The 20083-nt window shown below is 64.3% G+C and carries 21 protein-coding genes; 9 read left to right on the top strand and 12 right to left on the bottom strand.

Annotation, left to right across the window (positions count from 1 at the left end; all coding sequences use genetic code 11):
* Positions 1 to 20 precede the first annotated feature (20 nt).
* Positions 21 to 866 (top strand): SDR family NAD(P)-dependent oxidoreductase, encoded by an 846-nt coding sequence (locus ACFQB0_RS06345; RefSeq protein ID WP_386728927.1) that lies wholly within the window; start codon positions 21 to 23, stop codon positions 864 to 866.
* Positions 867 to 1073: 207 nt separating this feature from the next.
* Here ACFQB0_RS06345 and ACFQB0_RS06340 read toward each other — a convergent pair whose 3' ends face one another.
* On the bottom strand, positions 1074 to 1961 hold the full coding sequence (locus ACFQB0_RS06340; protein ID WP_386728924.1) for a PhzF family phenazine biosynthesis protein: 888 nt from the start codon (positions 1959 to 1961) through the stop codon (positions 1074 to 1076).
* A gap of 30 nt (positions 1962 to 1991) precedes the next feature.
* Between ACFQB0_RS06340 and ACFQB0_RS06335 the strand changes: the two genes are divergently transcribed.
* Positions 1992 to 2648, top strand: a complete 657-nt coding sequence (locus tag ACFQB0_RS06335; RefSeq protein WP_386728922.1) for a TetR/AcrR family transcriptional regulator — start codon at positions 1992 to 1994, stop codon at positions 2646 to 2648.
* Here the strand turns inward: ACFQB0_RS06335 and ACFQB0_RS06330 are convergent.
* Positions 2599 to 4290: an MFS transporter gene (locus tag ACFQB0_RS06330; protein WP_386728919.1), complete on the bottom strand. Its 1692-nt coding sequence runs from the start codon at positions 4288 to 4290 to the stop codon at positions 2599 to 2601. The genes ACFQB0_RS06335 and ACFQB0_RS06330 overlap by 50 nt on opposite strands.
* Positions 4291 to 4437: 147 nt before the next feature.
* Between ACFQB0_RS06330 and ACFQB0_RS06325 the strand changes: the two genes are divergently transcribed.
* The gene (locus tag ACFQB0_RS06325; protein ID WP_386728917.1) at positions 4438 to 4827 is read left to right on the top strand and encodes a MerR family DNA-binding transcriptional regulator; all 390 of its coding nucleotides are present in this window, start codon (positions 4438 to 4440) and stop codon (positions 4825 to 4827) included.
* Positions 4828 to 5303: 476 nt separating this feature from the next.
* On the opposite strand, the gene ACFQB0_RS06320 is transcribed toward ACFQB0_RS06325, so the two are convergent.
* The gene (locus ACFQB0_RS06320) at positions 5304 to 5615 is read right to left on the bottom strand and encodes a helix-turn-helix domain-containing protein (protein ID WP_386728914.1); all 312 of its coding nucleotides are present in this window, start codon (positions 5613 to 5615) and stop codon (positions 5304 to 5306) included.
* A 578-nt stretch (positions 5616 to 6193) separates the two neighbouring features.
* Between ACFQB0_RS06320 and ACFQB0_RS06315 the strand changes: the two genes are divergently transcribed.
* Positions 6194 to 8008, top strand: coding sequence for a hypothetical protein (locus tag ACFQB0_RS06315; protein ID WP_386728912.1), 1815 nt, complete (start codon positions 6194 to 6196; stop codon positions 8006 to 8008).
* Between the two features lie 409 nt (positions 8009 to 8417).
* On the opposite strand, the gene ACFQB0_RS06310 is transcribed toward ACFQB0_RS06315, so the two are convergent.
* On the bottom strand, positions 8418 to 9722 hold the full coding sequence (locus tag ACFQB0_RS06310; protein WP_386728909.1) for a LuxR C-terminal-related transcriptional regulator: 1305 nt from the start codon (positions 9720 to 9722) through the stop codon (positions 8418 to 8420).
* Between the two features lie 129 nt (positions 9723 to 9851).
* Between ACFQB0_RS06310 and fdhA the strand changes: the two genes are divergently transcribed.
* Together fdhA and ACFQB0_RS06300 are read left to right on the top strand one after the other, a co-directional pair.
* Complete coding sequence (gene fdhA, locus ACFQB0_RS06305) at positions 9852 to 11072, top strand: formaldehyde dehydrogenase, glutathione-independent (RefSeq protein WP_386728907.1); 1221 nt, start codon at positions 9852 to 9854, stop codon at positions 11070 to 11072.
* A gap of 46 nt (positions 11073 to 11118) precedes the next feature.
* Positions 11119 to 11520: a GlcG/HbpS family heme-binding protein gene (locus tag ACFQB0_RS06300; RefSeq protein WP_386728905.1), complete on the top strand. Its 402-nt coding sequence runs from the start codon at positions 11119 to 11121 to the stop codon at positions 11518 to 11520.
* 93 nt (positions 11521 to 11613) lie between these two features.
* Here the strand turns inward: ACFQB0_RS06300 and ACFQB0_RS06295 are convergent, their stop codons facing one another.
* Complete coding sequence (locus ACFQB0_RS06295) at positions 11614 to 11769, bottom strand: hypothetical protein (protein WP_386728902.1); 156 nt, start codon at positions 11767 to 11769, stop codon at positions 11614 to 11616.
* A gap of 187 nt (positions 11770 to 11956) precedes the next feature.
* Between ACFQB0_RS06295 and ACFQB0_RS06290 the strand changes: the two genes are divergently transcribed.
* Complete coding sequence (locus ACFQB0_RS06290; RefSeq protein WP_386728901.1) at positions 11957 to 12661, top strand: metal-dependent transcriptional regulator; 705 nt, start codon at positions 11957 to 11959, stop codon at positions 12659 to 12661.
* 17 nt (positions 12662 to 12678) lie between these two features.
* Here the strand turns inward: ACFQB0_RS06290 and ACFQB0_RS06285 are convergent, their stop codons facing one another.
* The 4 genes from ACFQB0_RS06285 to ACFQB0_RS06270 all read right to left on the bottom strand — a co-directional run bounded on the left by ACFQB0_RS06285 (position 12679) and on the right by ACFQB0_RS06270 (position 16126).
* Positions 12679 to 12933, bottom strand: coding sequence for a TFIIB-type zinc ribbon-containing protein (locus tag ACFQB0_RS06285; RefSeq protein WP_386728899.1), 255 nt, complete (start codon positions 12931 to 12933; stop codon positions 12679 to 12681).
* 60 nt (positions 12934 to 12993) lie between these two features.
* Complete coding sequence (locus ACFQB0_RS06280; protein ID WP_386728897.1) at positions 12994 to 14241, bottom strand: sodium:proton exchanger; 1248 nt, start codon at positions 14239 to 14241, stop codon at positions 12994 to 12996.
* 506 nt (positions 14242 to 14747) lie between these two features.
* Positions 14748 to 15041, bottom strand: a complete 294-nt coding sequence (locus tag ACFQB0_RS06275; protein ID WP_386728894.1) for a hypothetical protein — start codon at positions 15039 to 15041, stop codon at positions 14748 to 14750.
* A 137-nt stretch (positions 15042 to 15178) separates the two neighbouring features.
* Positions 15179 to 16126, bottom strand: coding sequence for an NADP-dependent oxidoreductase (locus tag ACFQB0_RS06270; RefSeq protein WP_386728891.1), 948 nt, complete (start codon positions 16124 to 16126; stop codon positions 15179 to 15181).
* Positions 16127 to 16196: 70 nt separating this feature from the next.
* Between ACFQB0_RS06270 and ACFQB0_RS06265 the strand changes: the two genes are divergently transcribed.
* The gene (locus tag ACFQB0_RS06265; protein WP_386728888.1) at positions 16197 to 17153 is read left to right on the top strand and encodes a GlxA family transcriptional regulator; all 957 of its coding nucleotides are present in this window, start codon (positions 16197 to 16199) and stop codon (positions 17151 to 17153) included.
* Between the two features lie 178 nt (positions 17154 to 17331).
* Here the strand turns inward: ACFQB0_RS06265 and ACFQB0_RS06260 are convergent, their stop codons facing one another.
* The gene (locus tag ACFQB0_RS06260; protein ID WP_386728886.1) at positions 17332 to 17733 is read right to left on the bottom strand and encodes a RidA family protein; all 402 of its coding nucleotides are present in this window, start codon (positions 17731 to 17733) and stop codon (positions 17332 to 17334) included.
* Positions 17734 to 17856: 123 nt separating this feature from the next.
* Positions 17857 to 19284: an MFS transporter gene (locus ACFQB0_RS06255; RefSeq protein ID WP_386728883.1), complete on the bottom strand. Its 1428-nt coding sequence runs from the start codon at positions 19282 to 19284 to the stop codon at positions 17857 to 17859.
* A gap of 92 nt (positions 19285 to 19376) precedes the next feature.
* Here ACFQB0_RS06255 and ACFQB0_RS06250 point away from each other — a divergent pair, with 92 nt between their 5' ends.
* Entirely contained in the window at positions 19377 to 19802 is a 426-nt protein-coding gene (locus ACFQB0_RS06250) for a winged helix-turn-helix transcriptional regulator (RefSeq protein WP_386728880.1), read from the top strand.
* A gap of 63 nt (positions 19803 to 19865) precedes the next feature.
* Here the strand turns inward: ACFQB0_RS06250 and ACFQB0_RS06245 are convergent, their stop codons facing one another.
* Entirely contained in the window at positions 19866 to 20072 is a 207-nt protein-coding gene (locus ACFQB0_RS06245; protein WP_386728877.1) for an imine reductase family protein, read from the bottom strand.
* Positions 20073 to 20083 lie beyond the last annotated feature (11 nt).

The following is a 20083-nucleotide window of genomic DNA, read 5'->3' as shown; positions in this document are numbered from 1 at the left end:
AAACGTTGGAGGAGGTTTTCATGACCGAGGCAGTCAGTGACCAGGTGTGGTTCATCACGGGAGCGGGTTCCGGATTCGGACTGGCACTGAGCAGGGCGGTGCTCGCACGTGGCGGCCGGGTCGCGGCGGCCGTCCGGTCGGTCGAGGACCCGGTGGTTGTCGCGCTGCGAGAGGCCGGGCAGGAGCGTGTGTGCTTTCCGCAGCTCGACGTCACTCGCCCGGAAGAGGTGCGGCGCGGGGTCGACCAGGCGGTGGCACAGTTCGGTGGCCTGGATGTTGTCGTCAACAGCGCCGGGCGAGGCTCGTTCGGCTCGTTGGAGGAGACACCGGACACCGAGGTGCGGGATCTGTTCGAGGTCAACGTCTTCGGTTCCTTGAACGTGATCCGGGCAGTGCTTCCGATCCTGAGGAAGCAACATCGTGGGCACCTGGTGCAGTTCTCCTCCTTGGCCGGTATCGCGCCGGCTGCCCCAGGGCTGGCGTCGTACGCGGCGACAAAGTTCGCTGTGGAGGGCTTCGCCGAGGTGCTTTCTCAAGAGGTGGCGCACCTCGGGATCGGGGTGACCATCGTTGAACCAGGCGACTTCGGCACAGGATTCGGCGGCGCTCTTCACGTGACACCTCCCGCACTGCCGGACTATGCGGACAGCGTCGGGCGGGCGGCGCAGGCGTTTGCGTCCATGGACCCGGCACTGCTGGGCCACCCCGACAAGGCGGCAGCCGCGATCATCGACGCCGTCACGAGCGGCAGCCCTCCGCTGCGTCTGGCCCTCGGCGATGACGCCGTCGACGCCATCAAGACCAAGCTGAGCAACCACCTCTCCGAGGCGCGAACCTGGGAAGGGGTCGGCCGCGGAATGCACTGAGCCAGCCACCGTGCATGGCTGAGTTCGAGGCCGGGCTCAACGAGGCAGTGATCACCCTGATCCGATCTGCACGAAAAGGCGAGAACCCGCCGGCCCGGCACGCGATTCCTCAAACCTCTTCCATAGCTAGCGGCCGGGAGTCTGGGACTGGCCGAAGCCTCAGCTGACGTCCACCAACGCTGTGCCGTGCTCTGGAGGTAGGTCCGTTTAGTCGGGATCACTGATCGCGATCGCGGTTCCGCTGACGGTGATTGCCCGGTGGTTGGCTGTGATGTCGACGAGGATCTTGCTAGGGCGGCCCATGTCGTCTCCTTGGTGTATCGCGACGGTGACCGGTGGCCGGACCAGATCGAGTTCACGCAGGTACGCGCCGAAGGCGGCTGCGGCAGCACCGGTGGCTGGATCTTCGTACACGCCCCCGACCGGAAACGGGTTTCGTGCGTGGTAAAGGAGGTCGTGTTCGCGCCAAACGAGGTCGATCGTCGTGAGATCGCGCTCCAGCATGAACGCTTTCAGGCGCTCGAAGTCGTAGTCCAGCTCCGCCAGACGACCTCTCGTGCGTGCGGCGATGATCAGGTGGCGAGCGCCGGCTGATGCGAACCTCGGTGGCAGCTTTTGATCAAGTTCCGTGTGCCGCCAACCGAGCGCAGCGAGCGCCTCGTCGAGATCCCCGGCGCTTACGGGCTCCACTCGGGGGGTGACGCTACGTAACGAGGCGGTGATCCGCCCGGTGGAGTCTGTGTGTGTGGATACGGGCACCGTGCCGGCGGCGGTGTGGAATGTGAGCTCGCCGGTGCCGTCGAGCTCGGCGAGTGCGACAGCGCTGGCGATCGTCGCGTGGCCACAGAACGGGACCTCGGCCTCGGGGCTGAAGTAGCGCACGTCGTAGTCACTCGGGGTGCCGCTTCGCACTGTCAGGAATGCCGTTTCGGAATACCCGACGGCCTGGGCGATCTGGAGCATCTGATCCCCGTCGGCGCCCGATGCGTCAAGAACGACACCGGCCGGGTTGCCTCCGTCAGGCCGGTCGGTGAAGGCTGCGTACCGAAGGACTCGCGAGTCGTATCGAGTCGTGGTTGATTTGTGCTGTTTCACGGCTGCCTCCATCGTAGTTAGACTCAGAGTATGATCTTAGACTCAGAGTCTAATAATGATGTACTGCTTGGCCGGCGTGAGCGCCGTCAGGTCGAGATGCGCGAGCGGATCGTCGATGCGGCAGCCGCATGCTTTGCCGAACAAGGCTTCGATGCCGCCACGATGGACGACATTGCGGCGCGTGCGGATGTCGCGCGAGCCACGATCTTCAACCACTTCGGCGAGAAGCAGCAGCTCTTGGTCGCCTACTTCGACCGTCGCCGGGCGTGGCTTTTCGCTCTGCTCGACGAGGTCGCGGACACCCAGGGACGCGCCGTCGCCAGACTAATTCGCGTCACCGACGCCTTGTCCCGCATCTATGAGGGCGACGCGCACGAGGCACGCGCAATGCTCGATGCGTGGCGACGGATGTCCGACGCGTACGGGAAAGGCGCCGCGGTGGCCGATGTGTTCTGCACTGTGATCGAGTCGGGCCAGGCCGCCGGCGAGTTCGAGGCACACCTCGATGCACGCGCTGCCGCGCTAGCGCTGTTTGACGCCTGCATCGGCGCGATCACTCGGTGGCTGGAATTGTCTGAGCCTAGGCCTGAACTCGGCACCGCCCTGCACACTGCGCTCAACGTCGTCGTCAACGGGATCAGAGCCAGCCATCCAACCGGCCGCGCTGGAACTGGAACAGCCTCATAGCGGCCGTTCGCGTTCTTCGGAACGCGACGCGGGGTGGCTTTGCCTGCATGGGTATCAGCGCCCGGCCGTTGTCGTCACGCTCGGGTACCTCCACCGTCACCGAGCATTGCCGGGCAAGGGGAACCGTGAGATCGGCAGTATCCACGTCAGCCTCGTTGCTGGGCACTCGGCCCCTGGTGGTGGCCATCACGACGCAAGCAAGCGCAAGGAGCAGGAATGCGGCCCCCGTGGTTATGGCCGATTGTCCGGCGTTGAATGCGGACTGAGCCGCCTCAAGTAGCGTGCCGCTCATCTCTGTGGGCAGTGTGTCTGCGGTCGCGACGGCATTGTGGAGGGACTGCCCCGCCTGCTCGGCATCGGCGGCGTCGAGACCTAACGGCAACGAAAGTGTGCTGCGGTAGACGACTGACGCGGCGGATCCGAGTATGGCGATGCTCAGTGCAGCGCCGAGTTCGGAGCCTGTCTCCGACAATGCCGAGGTTGAGCCTGCGTGGTCGGAAGGCGCTGCGGCGACTGTGAGGTCGGTAGCGAGGGAGAGGAATGCGGTGACGCCGATGCTCAGCACGACCCCGCCGGATAGTACGAGTACGAGTGACTGCGTGGGGGTGGCTAGTGCGATGCCGAACAGACCGATACTGGCGGCGACCAGCCCGAGGACGATGACGCGCGGTTTCGACAGCTGAGCGATGAGGATGCTCGCCAGAATCGCGCCGCCGATGCCGAAAACGGCCATCGGGATCATCGCTAGCGACGCCAGCAGCGGCGAGAGTCCGAGCACGAGTTGCAGGTACTGGGCCAGAGACATACTCGGGCCGGTGAGAGCGAACATCCCGACCGCGACGACCAGCAGTCCGAGCCGAACACCGGGCACGCGGATCAGCTCGCGGTCGATTAACGGGTGCCGTGCACGGCGCTGGTGCCACAAGAACCCGGCACCGGCGGCGAGCGTGACGGCTAGCAGTAGCCACTCGATCATGCCCCAGACACCGGAGGTGGACTGCTTCAGCAACGCCATGGCCGAGAGGACGAGGGTGAGACCGATCAGAGCGCCGACAAGGGGCAACGGTGCTGTTGTGTCGGCGCGAGACTCCGATACCCACAGTCGTAACCCGACCAGCAGGAGAACCACGGCGGGGGCGTTGATGATGAATGCTGAACCCCAGGGGAAGAACGCCAGAAGTCCACCCGCAACCACCGGCCCCAGCGCGCCGCCCGCAGCGAACGCCGCCGTCCACAGGCCGATTGCTCGGGCGCGCTGCCGCTCATCGGTGAACGTCGTCCTGATCAGCGCGAGGGTTGACGGCATGAGGGTGGCGCCGCCGACGCCCATCGTGGCTCGGGCGAAGATCAGCCACTCGGCCGACGTCGAGAACGCCGCAGCCACCGAGGCAAGCCCGAACAACACTGCTCCGACCACGAGGAGGCGGCGGCGACCGATGCGATCGCCGATCCTGCCCGCTGGAATCAGCAGCGCCGCAAGGACGAACCCGTAGACGTCCATGATCCACAGCAGCTGCGAACCGGTCGGACGCAGGTCTTCGCTGAGTGCAGGCACCGCGAGGTACAGCACCGTGAGATCCATCGACACGATGACTACAGGCAGCAGCAGTGTTGTCAAAGCCAGACGCTGGCGCGTGTTCATGCCAACCTCCTGCGCAGGGGGTGGGCAGTGCGGGAGGCGTCAGCTATCCGCGCGGGGTCGTCGCGGCTGCTATCGGGTGGGTACTTTTGTCTCATGTAGTCGACGCTAAGACTTGAACATTAGTTGAAGTCAAGTCATGCTGGATGCGTGGCCCTCACTATCACCCGTGCCTCCGAGTTGCTCACCGTCGGTGAGGTCGCCGAACTCAGCGGAACCGCAACCTCGGCGATCCGGTTCTATGAGCGGCGAGGGCTCATCGAGTCACAACGCACCTCCGGTAACCAGCGCCGGTACCAGGCATGGGTGCCCTGCGTGGTTCGTGTGGCCAGAGTGGCCCAACGCGTCGGGTTGTCAGTCCAAGAGATCGCCGAGGTGCTTGAGGGCGTCCCTGATGAGCCGACACCGGAGGACTGGCAGCGGCTGACCGACTATCTCATCGCGGACGCCGAACGTCGGATTGTAGAACTTCACGAGGTGCTCGCGGACCTGAGATCTGAGACCAAGCGCTGCGATCTCTCAGGCACTCGGCCCGCGTAGGTGCGCCTCCGTAGACTCGACCGAGCAGCCAAGCCGTCCGACGAGCCCGCTCCGGCTTCTCCGCGCCCGCTCCGGCTTCTCCGCGCCCGTATCTGTTCGAGTGACTCTTCGCTGAGGGTCAAGTCCTTGGCGAGTGGGATCCTGAACAGTTCTTACGGTCTCCCAGACCCCACGGGGTTCCAGTTCGTGAAAGGTTGCATCATCGGGGGCTTACGTGGCTGGGTTGCCGTATGCATCGTCGTCTCCTTTCAGAAGTGTGTCGACGGCGGATGAGCCCGGCGTACTGGCACCGCGCTTGATCCAGCACATAGTCGGTATCGTGATAGACCGTTATCATTGTGATGTGCCCTTCGGGCTTACTGCCGCACGGCGTGTTCGCGGCCAGCGCGATCACGTTACCGGCCTTGACCGGCTCCTGGCCGAGCTCGCTGAACAGGACTGGCGAGTCGTCTCGAGCTGCGATGACCTTCATGCGCTCATACGCGAGCGGCCCGACTGGACGATGAACGGGTCTGTGTGCGGGCGAGGATGGGTGATAGCGGGCGGAGGTGACCGGATTCGATCCCGAGCTGCGTGGCGACCTGCGCCAGAGTCATACCGGCGGCGTAGAGCCGGGCGGCGTCCTGGCGGATCACGTCGGACAACTCCGGTCGGCGTGCGGCCAACCCCGCCTGCCGAGCGATCTCGCGTACTGTGCCCCGGTGCACGTTGAACCGTGTTGCCAGTTGCCTCACCGGTACCCCAGCGGCGTACTCGGCGACCAATTCGCCCCGATTGGAGACGCTCAAACGGGTTTGAGACTGACGCGAATCTCCGCGGACTGGACCGCGCTGATCGGTGATCCGAGCGCCGCGCGTACGCGCCCGATGCACCGACGATCCCCGTAGAACACGGGAGATCAGCGATCCGAGCGGCTTCCGGGGGTTTGAGAAGCTCCCACGGAGGTCCACAAATGTTGGATGTTCAACCTTCGATATCAGCGAGTTTGGCACCCTTTCCCTGCTGCACCGCTGCGTCGTAAGCCGGCGCATCGGCGTGCAAAGCCCGATCGAACAGCGCGTCGAAGGGCTCACCATGGTCGGCAGCGAGGTGTCTGCCTCCTCGATCTCGTAGATGTTGCTGCGGTCGAAGAATGCTTGGTTGCAGATGCGGCATAGCGAGTCGGCGAACCCCGGCCAGGGCGTCGGTGTCAGGACAACAGCACGCGCCGTGCCAGTTAAACAGCAGGTCAGCCCCAGCCGAAGCTGTCAGAACATCTTCATTGCTAATCAGACAGTCCCGGTGGGTACGGCATTCCGCGAACAGCTTGGCCGCGTCCCCGGCTCCAGCGTTCTCATTGCGACTGGGAGGCGGCCTATCTTTTGCCGTGGATGCTGCTGGCGTTCTGCTCGCTCGTTGGGTATCGAGGCGAGCGGTTCTTGGACAGCGCGAGGATGAGCGCGCAAGGGGCGCCCGACGATCGCGCGATATCGAAGACGTTGCCGAGTTGCTGGAGCATCGAGAAGGCTTCGGACGCCGCCCGGCCCATCGGCGCGCCCTGGATCTCATCATCGGGCGTTGCGCGGTGGACTTTAGCCGTCTTTGTACTGGATGTTCTGGATCTTGTACTGGAAACGACACCATTGATGACTACGGCGAAGAACTACCGTCGCCTCCGCGCCGCAGCGCCGCAGCCCTCTGCGCCGTCGGCGTTCCCATTTATGATGCGCGTGTGGACTTATCAGACTGGCTCTTTTTCCCGCTTGTTGCGTTGACGCTGACCACGTTGCTGCTGCTATTGCTCCTCGGGGCATCGGTTGTCTATCCACGTAGTTGGGATGTAACGGCTCGCGCTGCTGCGCTTCGCGAGATCGAACGTCGCTTTGCCGGCCTTGGGCCACGTTCACAATCGGATCTCATCGCCGCGGATCGTATGAGTGGCCCTGACATCAGTGCCTCCGGCGACGACGGGCTGGCAAGCTCTGTCCTCGATGTCGTCTTGGTGTTGACTAACGCCTCAGATCGGGCCGAGCTTGATACTGAGCTGACTGCTCTTCGAGACAAGCTCGAGATGACTGCGGTGAGACGGCAGGTCCGCCTTGTCGCCAACGTGTCGAGCATCCGACTTGCGAGCTATCTTTGGGTGGCCGGCAACTTCCTCTGTCAGGCGCGGTTCGCGTTTGTCGGTTTCATGTGGTTCTTCCCACGGGCTTTACCCTTCCTCGGGAAGCGATTGCAGAAGCACGGTGGAGTCCTCGCGTTGATCGGCGTCGTGGTCGGACTGTTGTGGGCGGCGATCACTCGTGCCACGACACCGAAGGATTCTCCGTTCGACTGGCTAAGCCTGGTCGGCAATATCGCTCTTGTTTTTACCATCGCCGGCATCGTCGTAGCTGTCCTAGGGCTATACAAAGCGATCCTGGTAGCTCGATTCGGCGAGACTCGTCAGTGGACGTTACGTGGCATTTTTAGCGCTGTCGTTCTCATGCTCGTCCTGCTCATCGTGATGATTCTGAGCCTCTCCGGCGTCTTAGCTGAGTGGCAACGTCACCTTGCCCGTTGGACGCAGAGCATTGACATGACCGAGGGCGTGGGCAGGTGGATCGGCGCGGCACTAATGGCTGTCTTCATCGGCTATGTTCTCTTGAACATCTACCGATGGATCCGCAACCCGGCGATGAGTCTTAGCGACAGACTTTGGATGCTTGCTGGCGCACCCCTTCTGCTACTGATGCTCGCGCTCGTAATCTTCTTCGCGCTTGACATCTCTTTCGCGACGTTCGATTGGATGTTTCTCGCAGGCGTTTGGGCGATTTTCGTTCTCGCAGCTCTTGCTGGGATCGTAACCTGTATCGAGTGGGTACAGAAGTACGTGCTCCTCAAAAGACTCGGCCGGGCTGTCCCGAAGAAAGGCTTCCGGTGGTGGGCGCTCGTCACCTGGGCTCTCTCCGGTCTCATCCTTAATGGAGCCTGGCCGCACATGGTCTCCTCCAGCCTGGACGTTGATAACTCACCCCTGTTCGTCACCGTCTTCAGTGCCCTGAACCTACTACTGGGACTATGGACTCTCGCCACGTTCCCCGGACTCATCATCACGCTCCTTTACGCGCGGAGAGTCTGGAAGGCCTTCGAGATCCTCCGCTTCGACCAAGCACCCCCTCACCCCGACCTCGCGGAGACCGACAGCACGCAACCCGAATAGGCGTGCCCCGCGCAAGTCATGGCCGCAATGCACGCCACCGATCCGAAACAGGAGCCCTACTTACTCACTTACTCAACTGAGGACGAGGGCCTCGCGATCGAATCCGACCGCCCTCATCCAGCACCGCCTGACGTACCATGTCATCGCCAATGCCCAAATGATGAGCGATCTGCGCGAGCGTTATCCCGCTCTCGTACAGGGACGAGGCTCGCTGTCTTTCCTCGGCGTCCATACCCGTTGCTCGGTTGCCCGTTTGTCGGGTGCGGGCCGGGACACTGGACGGCCTGGCTCCATGCGTAGGGCTACGACGTCGAGGGTGTCGATCCTGTGCCAGCGTTCATCGATCACGCCCGTCGTTGTTACCCAGATGTGCCGTTCCATGTCGGGCAGAAACCGCGGAGCCGTCGCCTCAGGGGCGGGCGGCGCCCGGCCGGTGCGCCAGGACGAACGCGGTCGCTTCGGCGCGCGACCTGACGCCCAGTTTGCGGAAGATCTTTGCGACGTGGAATTTGACCGTGTTCTCACTGATGCTCAGGTTGGTCGCGATCTCGCGATTGCGCTGCCCCGCGATCAGCAGCCCCAGCACCTCGGCCTCGCGCGGGCCGAGATCCCATTCCGACGGTGCAACGGCGGAAGCAGTGGGCGGATCCAGGGGCATCGCCACCGACATCTCTGTTCCCCATCCCGGAGTGGCCTCGCGTGAGAGCCTGCCGTTGAGGGCGACCACGCGCTGACGCACGAGGCGAAGCTGCACGCTCTCGTCGGAGAGGTCACCGGGTCCGTCATCACGAACGTTGATCAGCAGGTTCGTCCCGTCGCAATCCCATTGCACGCGTACACGGCTGACATCGTGCCGGTCGACCAGGGCGAGGATCAAGCCGCGTACGACCGCACGCGCACCGTGCGCGATCTCGCTGGGCAGCGCGCGTCCGTCGATCGGCGGCTCGACGAACTGGACATCGATGTCGCGGTAGCGCACGAGCGGCCGCAGGTCGTCGCGGAGGCGCTCGAACGCAGTCGTGACGGGCTCCTCAGTGAAGGTGCGGACGCGATCGCTCGCGGTACGCAGATGGACCATCCCTTCGGCGGCGGTCTGAGTCGCCGTTCGCCGCGCCGCGCGGTCGTCCAGGGTCGAGGACCGCAGCACGGCAAGGACGGATTCGAGCGTCGTGGAGTACTCGTCGGCCAATTCGGTCAGCGCCTCCATGCGCACGCTCGTCGTCGCGCGCGCGCGTTGCAGATAGTCGGGGGGCGCGGTATCGGCCAGTTCCTGGACCCGCAGGGCCACGATGTTCCAAAGCTCCAGCACCGCCGCATCGCTGTGCTCACCGCCCGCTTCAGCGAGGACCAGCAGGGCGCCGTTGGTCGACAACGCCTGGAACGCGTCGACATCTCCGGATGCGGTCTGAATCGAGCCTCGCCGTGTGTGCCCCGGTCCGAGCATCCGTCGCAGTTCGTCCAGCGCGAGGAAGGAGACTCCATCGACGAACGAGTCCGCTCCCGCGCCCTCTCGCTGCGCTCCCGCGGCGTCAGCTACGAGGAAGACGAGGGCGGAATGCGAGATCAGCGGAGCGAGGAAGGTCGACAGTCGCTGCGGAATGAGGGTGGGCGGTGCGGTGAGTACTTCAGCCAGCCCGCGAAGGGTGTCTACGCCGCGGGCAGCGTCGGTGTAGGCGACATCATCCTGAACCGAGTTTGCCGTCGGTGGGCTCATGCATCCAGCCTATGGCTTCCTACCCGTTCGGGTAGGGGGAACGACTCCGAGGAGGGATCGCACTACACGAACGGAACGATCAAGCTCGAAGAGAGCGAGCACGAGTCGCTCCGAGAGGAAGGACAGAGGATGTCTGGAAATAGAGCGGTCGCCTACGAGGGGCCCGGTGTCGTGAAGGTGATCGACACGAACTACCCTGACTTCGAGCTGCATGACGGCCCCGGCGTAAACCCCGCCAACATCGGTCGGAAGATCCTGCACGGGGCGATCCTGCGCACCGTGGCCACGAACATCTGCGGATCCGACCAGCACATGGTACGGGGCCGCACTACCGCACCCGCCGGATTGGTGCTCGGTCACGAGATCACCGGCGAGGTCGTTGAGGTGGGTCCGGACGTCGAGTTCATCGAGGTCGGCGATATCGTCTCGGTGCCTTTCAACATCGCCTGCGGCCGGTGCCGCAACTGCAAGGAGGGCAAGACCGGCATCTGTCTGAACGTCAATCCCGATCGGCCCGGCAGCGCGTATGGCTACGTCGACATGGGTGGGTGGGTCGGCGGTCAGGCCGAGTACGTGCTCGTGCCATACGCTGACTGGAATCTGCTGAAGTTCCCGGACCGCGACCAGGCGTTGGAGAAGATCCTCGACCTCGCGATGCTGTCCGACATCTTCCCCACCGGCTTCCACGGAGCCGTCACCGCCGGCGTGGGCGTCGGCTCGACCGTGTACATCGCCGGCGCCGGACCTGTGGGTCTTGCCGCGGCCGCCGGTGCGCAGCTGCTCGGAGCAGCCGTCGTGATCGTCGGCGACCTCAACGAGGACCGCCTGGAGCAGGCGCGCAGCTTTGGGTGCGAGACCGTGAACGTCGGCGAGGGCTCGGTGCCCGACCAGCTTGAGCAGATCTTGGGCGCGCCGGAGGTCGACGCCGCGGTCGACGCCGTCGGCTTCGAGGCGCGCAGCGAAGGACACGGCGCACAGGCGAAGGAGGCACCCGCCACGGTGCTCAACTCGCTGATGGGCGTGACCGCCGCAGGCGGGGCGATCGGCATCCCGGGTCTGTACGTCACCGGGGATCCGGGTGCCGTCGACGATGCCGCCAAGGTCGGGTCGCTGTCGATCAGTCTCGGCACCGGGTGGGCGAAGTCGCTGTCGTTCATGACCGGACAGTGTCCGGTCATGCGCTACAACCGTCGGCTCATGATGGCGATCCTGCACGACAAGGTGCACATCGCCGCCGCGGTCAACGCGAAAGCGATCACGCTGGACGACGCCCCGCAGGGCTATGCCGAGTTCGATGCGGGCGCTGCCACCAAGTACGTCCTCAACCCCAACGGCTACATCGCCGCCTGACCCTGATCTCGATTACGAGTTCAGCGAACACCTAAGGAGCACAAGCATGTCCAATGTCACCCTCGAGGATGCCCGCCGTGTCATCGCCGCCGCAGAGAAAAAGGCCGACGAAATCGGCCAGCCGATGAACATCGCGGTCGTCGACTCCGGCGGCAACCTCGTCGCACACGTTCGCCAGGACGGCGCGTGGATCGGGAGCGTCAACATCTCGATCAGCAAGGCCTGGACCTCGAAGGCCTTCGACATCTCCACCAAGGATCTCGGCGACAATTCACAGCCGACCCAGCAGTTCTTCGGCATCCACACCACGAACGGGGGCAAGGTCGCGATCTTCGCCGGCGGCATCCCTCTCGTCCGCGACGGAGTTGTGGTGGGCGCGGTGGGTGTCAGCGGAGGCTCGGGCGAGCAGGACCACTCCGTCGCCGAAGCCGGGCTAACCGCCTTCTGACCCCTCGTTCGTGCCAGCAGAGGATCGAGTGCTTTAGCCGAGGACTCGTTATCGTGAGGACTCGTGCTGAGGTTTGCGCGGGTCTTCACCTCGCTACCGAGGGTGCCCCTGCGACATCGAGCAGAACCCGCCGCACGGCGTCGACGTCCCGTCGAGGGCGGCCATCAAGAGCTGGGGGAGTCGGGTGGGGGCGTCCAGGATTCCGGGCCGCACCTCGAGCACGGAGTGGAAGAGCGCGATCTGAGCCATCAGATCTCCGGAGTGGTACAGCGAACAATCTGGACAGTGTGCACTTCATGCATGTCCGCTATCCGGAGCAAGGGATCGCGCCGCCATGAATTTGTCAGATCCCTTGACTGGCTCCCGTCGACGAGAGCCGGGTTGGACTGGGCTGATGGAGATGGCTGGGTCCAGCTCTTCTCGTTAAGATTGGGCTATGCCTCGTCCACAGATCAGCACTATGGCGGAGGACTACCTTCAGGTGATCTGGAAGGCGCGGGAGTGGTCGGATCGGCCGATTGCGACGAACGAGATTGCTGCGACTCTGGGGGTCACGGCCTCGTCGGTTTCGGGGAATTTGAAGAAACTCGCTCGGGACCGGCTGATCGAGTACGAGCCCTATGGACGGATCGACCTGAGCGACACTGGGCGCGCGATCGCCATCGAGGTGGTGCGTCGGCACCGGCTGATCGAGACCTACCTGGTGCAGCGTTTGGGATTCGCGTGGGATGAGGTGCATGAAGAAGCTGACCTCCTTGAGCACGCTGTCTCCGATCGTGTGCTCGATCGGATCGATGAGGTGCTCGGCCGGCCCGATCGCGACCCTCACGGCGACGCGATCCCCAGGTCGGATGGAACGGTGGAGCGATCCTCGGCGCGGCGAGTCAGCGACGTGGAGCCCGAGCGATTCGGGACGATCGTTCGGATCTCGGATCGGGAACCCGAGCTGTTGCGATACCTTGACGAGCGAGGCATCAGGGTCGGAACGAATCTGCAGGTCCGGTTCAGGTTTGAGGCGGCTGGGTCGCTCTCGATTTCGGCGTCGAATGATGACCAATCGGACAGTGTGGTTCTGGAGTTGCCGATGGTCGCCGCCGACGCAATGTGGATGAGTCTCGAACCACAGGACGGTCGAGGCTGAGCAATTCTGCCGAGTGTTCAACCGAAGAGGTCGCCAAGCCAGCTCTCCGGGCCGCTGCGACGCCGGGCGGGCTGCTGACCATCACGCCGGGTATCAGAGCGCCCGCCGTCGTGGTAGTCCTTGTGACCTCCGATCGGACCGGTTGAGCGGTCGATGATCTTGTCCAGTTCGCCGCGGTTGAGCCAGATGCCGCGGCAATCGGTGCAGTAGTCGATTTCGATGCCGCTTCGCTCGCTTATGACGAGCTGCGTGCCGTCTGTGGGGCATTTCATGGATTCATCCTTGTCGTCGTCGGTTTGTCGGTCTTGGTCGGGCGTTTCGGGTCGGCTTCGTCAGCGTCTTGAACTCGCAAGCTCCTGGTCCAATTCCGGGATGGTTGCCCTCCGGAAGGGTGCTGCCAGTGTCGGCAGGATGTCTTTCCGGTGGATGACAATGGCGACGATCGCGACGCCGATCTGAATCGCGCTGAGGATGTAGCGTCCGGTGGTGTCGGTGACGAGGAACTGGATCGCGAACAGTGCGGCGAGCCCGATCGCTGCGGTTCGATGGAACCGGAGTGCGACGATGATCGCGACGCCCATGACCGTTTGGCTCGCAGTGAGGACGAACTCCTCGACCTGACGGGCATCGAGCGCGAGGTCGGTTCCGCCGCCACCGAAGAAATGGGCGACGGGGAGTGAGCCGACAAGGAGACTCCACTGGTTGATCTTCGAGGCGATGAGCGTTCCGATCGCCGCTGCCCCCATCCCGCGCAGGGCGAAGAGAACGGCCACGATGAACTCCGGCGCTTCAGATGCCAGCGGTGCCAACCATTGCACGAGGAAGTAGCTGTCGATGCCGAGCGCGCTTCCCGAGTCGACGAGCGCGGTTGCGAAGGGTTCGGCGGACGCCAGGATGATCGCGGCCGCCACGACGAACATCCCCGCAACGGTGATGCGCCGGGCTCGTTGAGGCAGGTTCGCGATGTGCGCGGCCATGCCGACGAACTCCTTCTCCCCGTCGTCGTGGACTCGACTCGCTCGCCACAGGTAGGCGACGAAGACGAGGATCAGGAGGATGCCGAACCAGATCGGAATCATCCCGATGAGTGGGATCGCAAACGCGACCACGGCGAGAATCGCGAGGAACCCAATGTCCAGCCGGCTCGTTCCGGGGAGTTGCAGGAATGTCGGCTTCGCCGTGTTGTTGCGCACTGCCGCCTGACGCGCGACGATGAGCGCGACCATAACCACGAGTGGCCAACCGAAGCCGAGAAGAAGACGGTTCGACCCGGTCATGTTCGCCGCCGCGAACTGCTCATACGAGGCATCGAACCCGGACCGGAACGCGTAGTACAGATCGACCGCGTACTCGGGAAGTACGGCAATGAGGGCGAGGATCGCGATCGCGAGGGCGCCCGAGATGTCCTTCTGTGCTGCCTCCGCCGCCCAGGCGAGCAGGAACGACGCTGCCACGACGGCTCCGCCGAAGACGAACAGATCGACAACCGGGTTCGGGGCGAAACCGGTGATGCGGAAGATCACCGCAGGTGAGGCGATCGCAAGGCAGAGGATGATGCGCCGAAGCAGCGGAGCTGGCATGGTGTGTCCTTCGGTCTTGTCCTGACCGGAAGAACGCGTTGCGGAGCCTCGGCCAAGGGTGATGGCCGAAGGTCTCGTTCGCCCGAAATCCATCGGGTGGCACGCCGGGCTGGTCTCTGTGACCGCCAGTATGTCGACGTACCGCGTCACCCGCACCTGATGCGGGAGGTGGGAACTACTCCCCTTCGATGACTCAACTCTGCCAACCACACCCCCCATGAGTCCACGCTTATCTGAAGTTGAGGCACCCTGTATTTGTAAGTGCACAACCTCCAGAAATATAACGCCGGAACGTAGCGGATAATCTGACCGCTGTGAGGTTTGGGCGAGATGCTTGTCGCGCAGAGAAGCAACGAAAGCACGTGGTCGAATGGGAGCTTGACCACGTGTTTATCTGAACCCGGCACGATTCCGTCGACGACCCCATCTCAACGAGTCAGCCAAGCTGTCAGTTCTGCTCGATGACCGTTGATGCCGGCGGTGAGGGCGAACAGCATCGAAACGCCTCAGAATGTGACCGTCGACGACCCATCCACCAGCACCACTCTCGATGTGCCGACCGTGGAGTACACGATCACCCTGCCCGCCCCTGTGACCGGGATGAGCTCGAGGCGGTCGGCATCGTGCTCAAACAGGGGCGCACGCTCACTGTCTGCCGTCTCGACGTCTACGCCCACACCGCCAGAAACAAGGCGCTGATAGCGGCCGGGCAGCAGACCCTCATCCGTGTACAGACGTGAACCCGACTGGCACCAGGAGCCGCCCCGCACCTTCTGCTCGAACCCGAGGAGAGACGACAACCGATGGATGAGCTATCCCGAGACCGGAGCGGGGCGCATCATGTCGGCGGGCGATGGAGAAGGGTATAACTGCCTGCTGCGCACCGTCGTAGCTGGTCACGGGGACAGATCTCCGTCGACACCGTTGACCTGACCCGTCACACGGTGAGGACGATCTTTCCTGCGACGTGGCCAGTCTCGCCGAGTTCGTGGGCGCGGTCGGCGTGCTGCAAGGGGTAGGTGGCGGCGATCGCGGGCCGAAGGGATCCCGCACGGATCAGAGCCGCGATCGCTTGCATGCCCGCCTGGTCGCCTTCGACGAGCATCAGTTCGTGGCGGGCACCGATCGCTGAGGCTTCGGCTCGGTGGTCGGTCGCCTTGTTGAGGGCGATCGAGACGATGACTCCGCCGCCAGGCCGGAGAGTTCTCAAAGATCGTGGGATGTAGTCGCCGCCGATCGTGTCGAGAACGGCGTCGATATCGTGCGCGATCGTCGAGAAGTCGTCGCGCGTGTAGTCGATGACCTCGTCCGCGCCAAGCGATCGGACCAACTCGTGATTCGACGCGCTCGCCGTGCCGATCACGTAGGCGCCACGGGCCTTCGCGATCTGCACGGCGAGATGGCCGACCCCGCCGGCGGCGGAGTGGATGAGGACCCGCTGCCCCGGTCGCACATCCGCGGTATCGACGAGCGCCTGCCAGGCTGTCAGTGCTGCCAGCGGCACGGCTGCGGCAGCCTCGTGATCGATGTTCGCCGGTTTGGGGGTGAGGTGCCGTGCGGGAGAGACGACGAATTCGGCGGCGGCTCCGTGCCCGTGGGGGTAGGGGAGCATCCCGAAGACCTCGTCACCGGGTTTGTGGATGGTGACGCCGAGGCCGACCTCTTCGATGATGCCCGACACGTCCCAGCCGAGCACTTTCGGCCCGTCCCCGAGGAAGCCGGGGACGCGACGGTGCACCCAGTCGGCCGGGCTCAGACCCGTCGCGCGAACCCTGACGAGTACCTCGGACGGTCCAGGATCCGGTCGCGTCTGCTCGGTCAGCGAAAGGACCTCCGGGCCGCCGAGAATATCCTGGGTGAGTGCCTGCATGGTGTGCTTTGTCATAAATCCAGATTCGTCCGGTTGTGGCGTCGCTGCGAGTGGCCTGATGGACAATATATGAGAGGATCGGGCCATGCATCGGATCGTCGTTCTCGCATCCGAAGGGGTGCTGCCCTTCGAATTGAGCATCGCAACGCGACTGTTCGGCTCGGCGTTCGACGAGAAGGGGCAGCCACTGTACGAGGTGATGACCTGCTCGCCGGACGGACGGCCGGTTCGTACGGCGTCGGACTTCACCATTGTCGTGGCCCATGACGCATCCATTCTTGGGACAGCGGATACCGTCATCATTCCCGCAGCGGAACACCATGCAGACATCACCGGGCCGGAGCGGCTTTCGAAGGAACTCGCTGCGGCACTCGCCCTGGTTCCATCGTCTGCGCGTCTCGCCTCGATCTGCCTGGCCTCGTATGCGCTTGCGGCGGCGGGTTTGCTCGACGGGCATCGTGCCACCACTCACTGGAATCGAACGGAGCACTTCCGGGCCGCGTTCCCTGCGGTCGACGTGGAAGTCGACGTGCTCTATGTGCAGAGCGGACGGATCTTCACATCGGCGGGCGCTGCGGCCGGAGTCGACCTGTGCCTGCAGTTGATCCGCACCGATCATGGCAGTCGGATCGCGAACGACGTCGCCAGGCGTTGCGTCATCCCGCCCTGGCGCGACGGGGGACAGGCGCAGTATGTGGAGAGGCCGGTGCCCATTGCGGATGATGCGAGCACGTCGGCGACCAGGGCGTGGGCACTCCGGCATCTCGGGCGGCCGCTGCCTGTCGCCGCGCTGGCGGAGCATGCCACTATGAGCCGTCGCACGTTCACCCGACGATTCCGCTCGGAAGTCGGGCTGAGCGTCGGGGAGTGGCTCACCCGGCAGCGAATCGATCTCGCCAGAACGCTGCTCGAGACCACCCGACTCTCGATCGACCAGGTCGCCGAACAGGCTGGTTTCGGAAGCGCCTTCACGCTTCGCGACCATTTCCGAGCATCCCTTGGCACCTCACCGAGCCGATACCGGCGCAGCTTTCACGAATAGCAGCACCCCACCCGCGTTGTTGTGACCTTGTTTCCTTTGCCGCGCCGCGGGGTGGCGGCGAGCATCCGCCGTCTGAGTGTTAGGTGCGCACAGGTTCTTGCCGCCCACATCGATCCCGCGCAGCAACGCGATGTATGACGGCATCAACGCCCCCGGCGTTCGGCCGACGGTCTGACCTTCATCGCAGCACGGCGGCGACCGCGCTGATTTCGACGAGCGCGCCGGGCATGCCCAGCCCGGCGACACGCGCCCCGGTCACTAGGGCCGGTTCATCGGACGCGAGCTCCAGCGCGATCGCCCCGTACCCCGCCGCGAGGTCGACGCCGTCGACGAAGAGCACCGTCCAGTGCACGACGTCTCCGAGGGTCGCGCCGGCCGCGGCGAGTGCGGTCTTCGCGTTCTCCAGGGCGCGGGCGGACTGCAGGGCCACGTCGCCTTCGCCCACAATCGAGCCGTCGGCATCGACGGCGTTCTGACCCCCGACGTAGATGGTGGTCGCGCCGGGCGGCACGATGGCGACATGGCTGAAGGCCGGGCTGGAGACGAGCCCCTGGGGGCGGAGGCGCTGGATCGATGTCATGCCCACATGATCGCATAGACCGCCGAACCCGAACAGCTCACCGAGAGAAGCCTCGTTGTCTGGAAGAAGTTCAGGTCAGATGCTTGCCGTCTCGCGAGTTTCGCAGAGGAGAACGGCCGTGCCTCAGCTGGCTTCCTGGGCGGAGATGAGACGTTGACGAGCCAGCGTGACGAGCCCGAGGAGCAGGGCCAGCGCGGCGGCGATGGCGGGGACGATCAGTGCGCGTTGGTAGTCGCCCAGCATGGCTGCGTCGTGGCCGCTCCCGACTAGGACGATAGTGACGAGTGAAACTCCGAGGGCTGCACCGAATTGGAAGCCGGTGTAGACGACGCCACCTGCGACCCCGTGCCGGGACTCGTCCACACCTTCAACAGCGGCGGCGGCCAGCGGGCCGTAGATGAAGGCGAAGGCGACGCCGAGCAACAGCAGCGATGGCAGAAGGTCGAAGAAGCCCGAGGACCCGTCCACGCGCGGGGTCAGGAGGAAGGCGAGAGCCACGGCGAACAAGCCTGCGATCATGACCGGGACATTGCCGAATCGGTTCACGAGCCTGGGTGTGAGGAGCGGAGCGATGATCAGTTCCACTCCCATCGCTGCGAAGGCCAGACCGGTCTGGAGAGGACCCCAGCCCAGATATTGCTGCAGGAACAGGGTCAGCAGAAACTGCCAGGCGAAGAACGCTCCGATGAACAGCAGCCCGACCGCGCTGGCCCACGGCAGCAATCCCTGCGTGAGCACTCCGGAGGGGATCAACGGTTCAGCGACTCGGCGCTCGATGATGAAGAATGCGACGAACAACGCCGCTGCCAGCGTGAAAGCGACGATTCCGATGGCGTCGCCCGGGTTCTCGCCGACCGTGACGATACCGTAGACGAGCGCGACCATGGCGATGGTGAGAGTGGCTGCCCCGCCGAGATCGAACCGTCCGGACCGTGCGCTCGCGTGAGCGACTGAAGCGGTACGCGGGACGAAGGCCCATCCTGCGGCCAGGAAGATCGCGCCGATGAGTGCCGGGGCGAAGAACACCCACTGCCAACCGAGGGAGGTGAGGAGTCCGCCGGCGACCACGCCGAGGAGGAACCCGGAGGCGCCGATCGCCCCGTAGATCGCCAGCGCCTTGTTGCGTCGTGGGCCTTCGGGGAAGCTGGTGGTCAGCAGGCTGAAGCCGGCCGGGGTCATGAACCCGGCGGTGGCGCCGGTGATGAAGCGCACCAGGACCAGCACCCACGCCTCCTGTGCGAGTCCGCCGAGGGCTGAGAAGACGACGAACACCGTGAGCGCGATGAGGAAGACCCGGCGTCGTCCCATGAGGTCGGCGACGCGGCCTCCGAGGATCATGAAGCCGGCGTAGGCGAGTACGTAGGCGCTGATCACCCAGTGCGCCGAACCGGTGGCGAGGCCGATGTCGGCGGCGATGCTGGGCACAGCGATGTTGAGCATCGCGATATCGATGCCTTCCAGGAACAGTGCGCCGGTCACGACCGCCAGAACGCCCCATGTGCTCCTCGCACCCGCTCGTGCGAGCGGCTCTGATGTCTTCGCTTCAACCACAGAATGCTCCTCGGTAACACAACAGATCTCAGTCACTACTTGTAACCGTGACCAGGATCAGTCACCATGGTGAGGTGGCACAAGAAGGCACTTTGACATCACTCGGTAACCCAGAAGTAACTGAGCAGGCGTCCGCTTGCTGCCCTGACGGGCGCGACGCGTTCCAGTGGGACGTGCGCGAGGACTGCGGGGTCCGTCAGATCCTCGACCGCATCGCGGACAAATGGTCGCTTCTGGTGATCGCGCTCCTGGAAGAGAAGACGATGCGGTTCGGTGAACTCGGCCGCGAGATCGACGGCATCAGCAAGCGGATGCTGACCGTGACGCTCCGCAACCTCGAACGCGACGGGCTGGTCCACCGACAGATGTACCCCGAGATACCCCCACGGGTCGAGTATCGGCTCACCACGCTCGGAGGCACTCTTCTCGGCACCATCCAGTCCCTCGTCAACTGGACCGAGGAACATCAGGTGCAGATCGCCCTCGCCCGCGAGAGATTCGATGACACCACTGAGTGAAGTCTTCGTTCTGGGAGCGGTTGAGGTATCCACCTGATCGCTTCGAGAACCCTGGAAGGCGCTTCACTCGCGTGCCCGTCGGCCGCTCTGCTGAAAATGGCAGCGACGGTCTGGGGGCAGGGTCGTGTCGATCCCTGAGTGTGCCGAAGAGTCGACGAAGTGCCGCATTGTTGTCGCTGCTGATGCGACAGTCGAGATGCTCGCCAGATGGCTTCGGTCGTCTGCATCTCGGGAGAATGCGGGACCGCTCTCGGTAGCGAGCCTGATCACACCGCCACATC

It is taken from the genome of Luethyella okanaganae (genome assembly GCF_042660285.1).
GTDB lineage: Bacteria > Actinomycetota > Actinomycetes > Actinomycetales > Microbacteriaceae > Luethyella > Luethyella okanaganae.
Note: the sequence above shows the minus strand (reverse complement) of the source record. Positions and strands in the feature narration are given on the sequence as shown.

What these genes read in the sequence shown, in the direction of transcription:
- ACFQB0_RS06285 (WP_386728899.1), bottom strand. Translation starts at nt 12,933, where the DNA reads ATGAAATGCCCCACAGACGGCACGCAGCTCGTCATAAGCGAGCGAAGC.
- ACFQB0_RS06270 (WP_386728891.1), bottom strand. Translation starts at nt 16,126, where the DNA reads ATGACAAAGCACACCATGCAGGCACTCACCCAGGATATTCTCGGCGGC.
- ACFQB0_RS06260 (WP_386728886.1), bottom strand. Translation starts at nt 17,733, where the DNA reads ATGACATCGATCCAGCGCCTCCGCCCCCAGGGGCTCGTCTCCAGCCCG.
- ACFQB0_RS06330 (WP_386728919.1), bottom strand. Translation starts at nt 4,290, where the DNA reads ATGAACACGCGCCAGCGTCTGGCTTTGACAACACTGCTGCTGCCTGTA.
- ACFQB0_RS06310 (WP_386728909.1), bottom strand. Translation starts at nt 9,722, where the DNA reads ATGAGCCCACCGACGGCAAACTCGGTTCAGGATGATGTCGCCTACACC.
- ACFQB0_RS06345 (WP_386728927.1), top strand. Translation starts at nt 21, where the DNA reads ATGACCGAGGCAGTCAGTGACCAGGTGTGGTTCATCACGGGAGCGGGT.
- ACFQB0_RS06335 (WP_386728922.1), top strand. Translation starts at nt 1,992, where the DNA reads ATGATCTTAGACTCAGAGTCTAATAATGATGTACTGCTTGGCCGGCGT.
- ACFQB0_RS06295 (WP_386728902.1), bottom strand. Translation starts at nt 11,769, where the DNA reads ATGGCTCAGATCGCGCTCTTCCACTCCGTGCTCGAGGTGCGGCCCGGA.
- ACFQB0_RS06290 (WP_386728901.1), top strand. Translation starts at nt 11,957, where the DNA reads ATGCCTCGTCCACAGATCAGCACTATGGCGGAGGACTACCTTCAGGTG.
- ACFQB0_RS06280 (WP_386728897.1), bottom strand. Translation starts at nt 14,241, where the DNA reads ATGCCAGCTCCGCTGCTTCGGCGCATCATCCTCTGCCTTGCGATCGCC.
- fdhA (WP_386728907.1), top strand. Translation starts at nt 9,852, where the DNA reads ATGTCTGGAAATAGAGCGGTCGCCTACGAGGGGCCCGGTGTCGTGAAG.
- ACFQB0_RS06300 (WP_386728905.1), top strand. Translation starts at nt 11,119, where the DNA reads ATGTCCAATGTCACCCTCGAGGATGCCCGCCGTGTCATCGCCGCCGCA.
- ACFQB0_RS06265 (WP_386728888.1), top strand. Translation starts at nt 16,197, where the DNA reads ATGCATCGGATCGTCGTTCTCGCATCCGAAGGGGTGCTGCCCTTCGAA.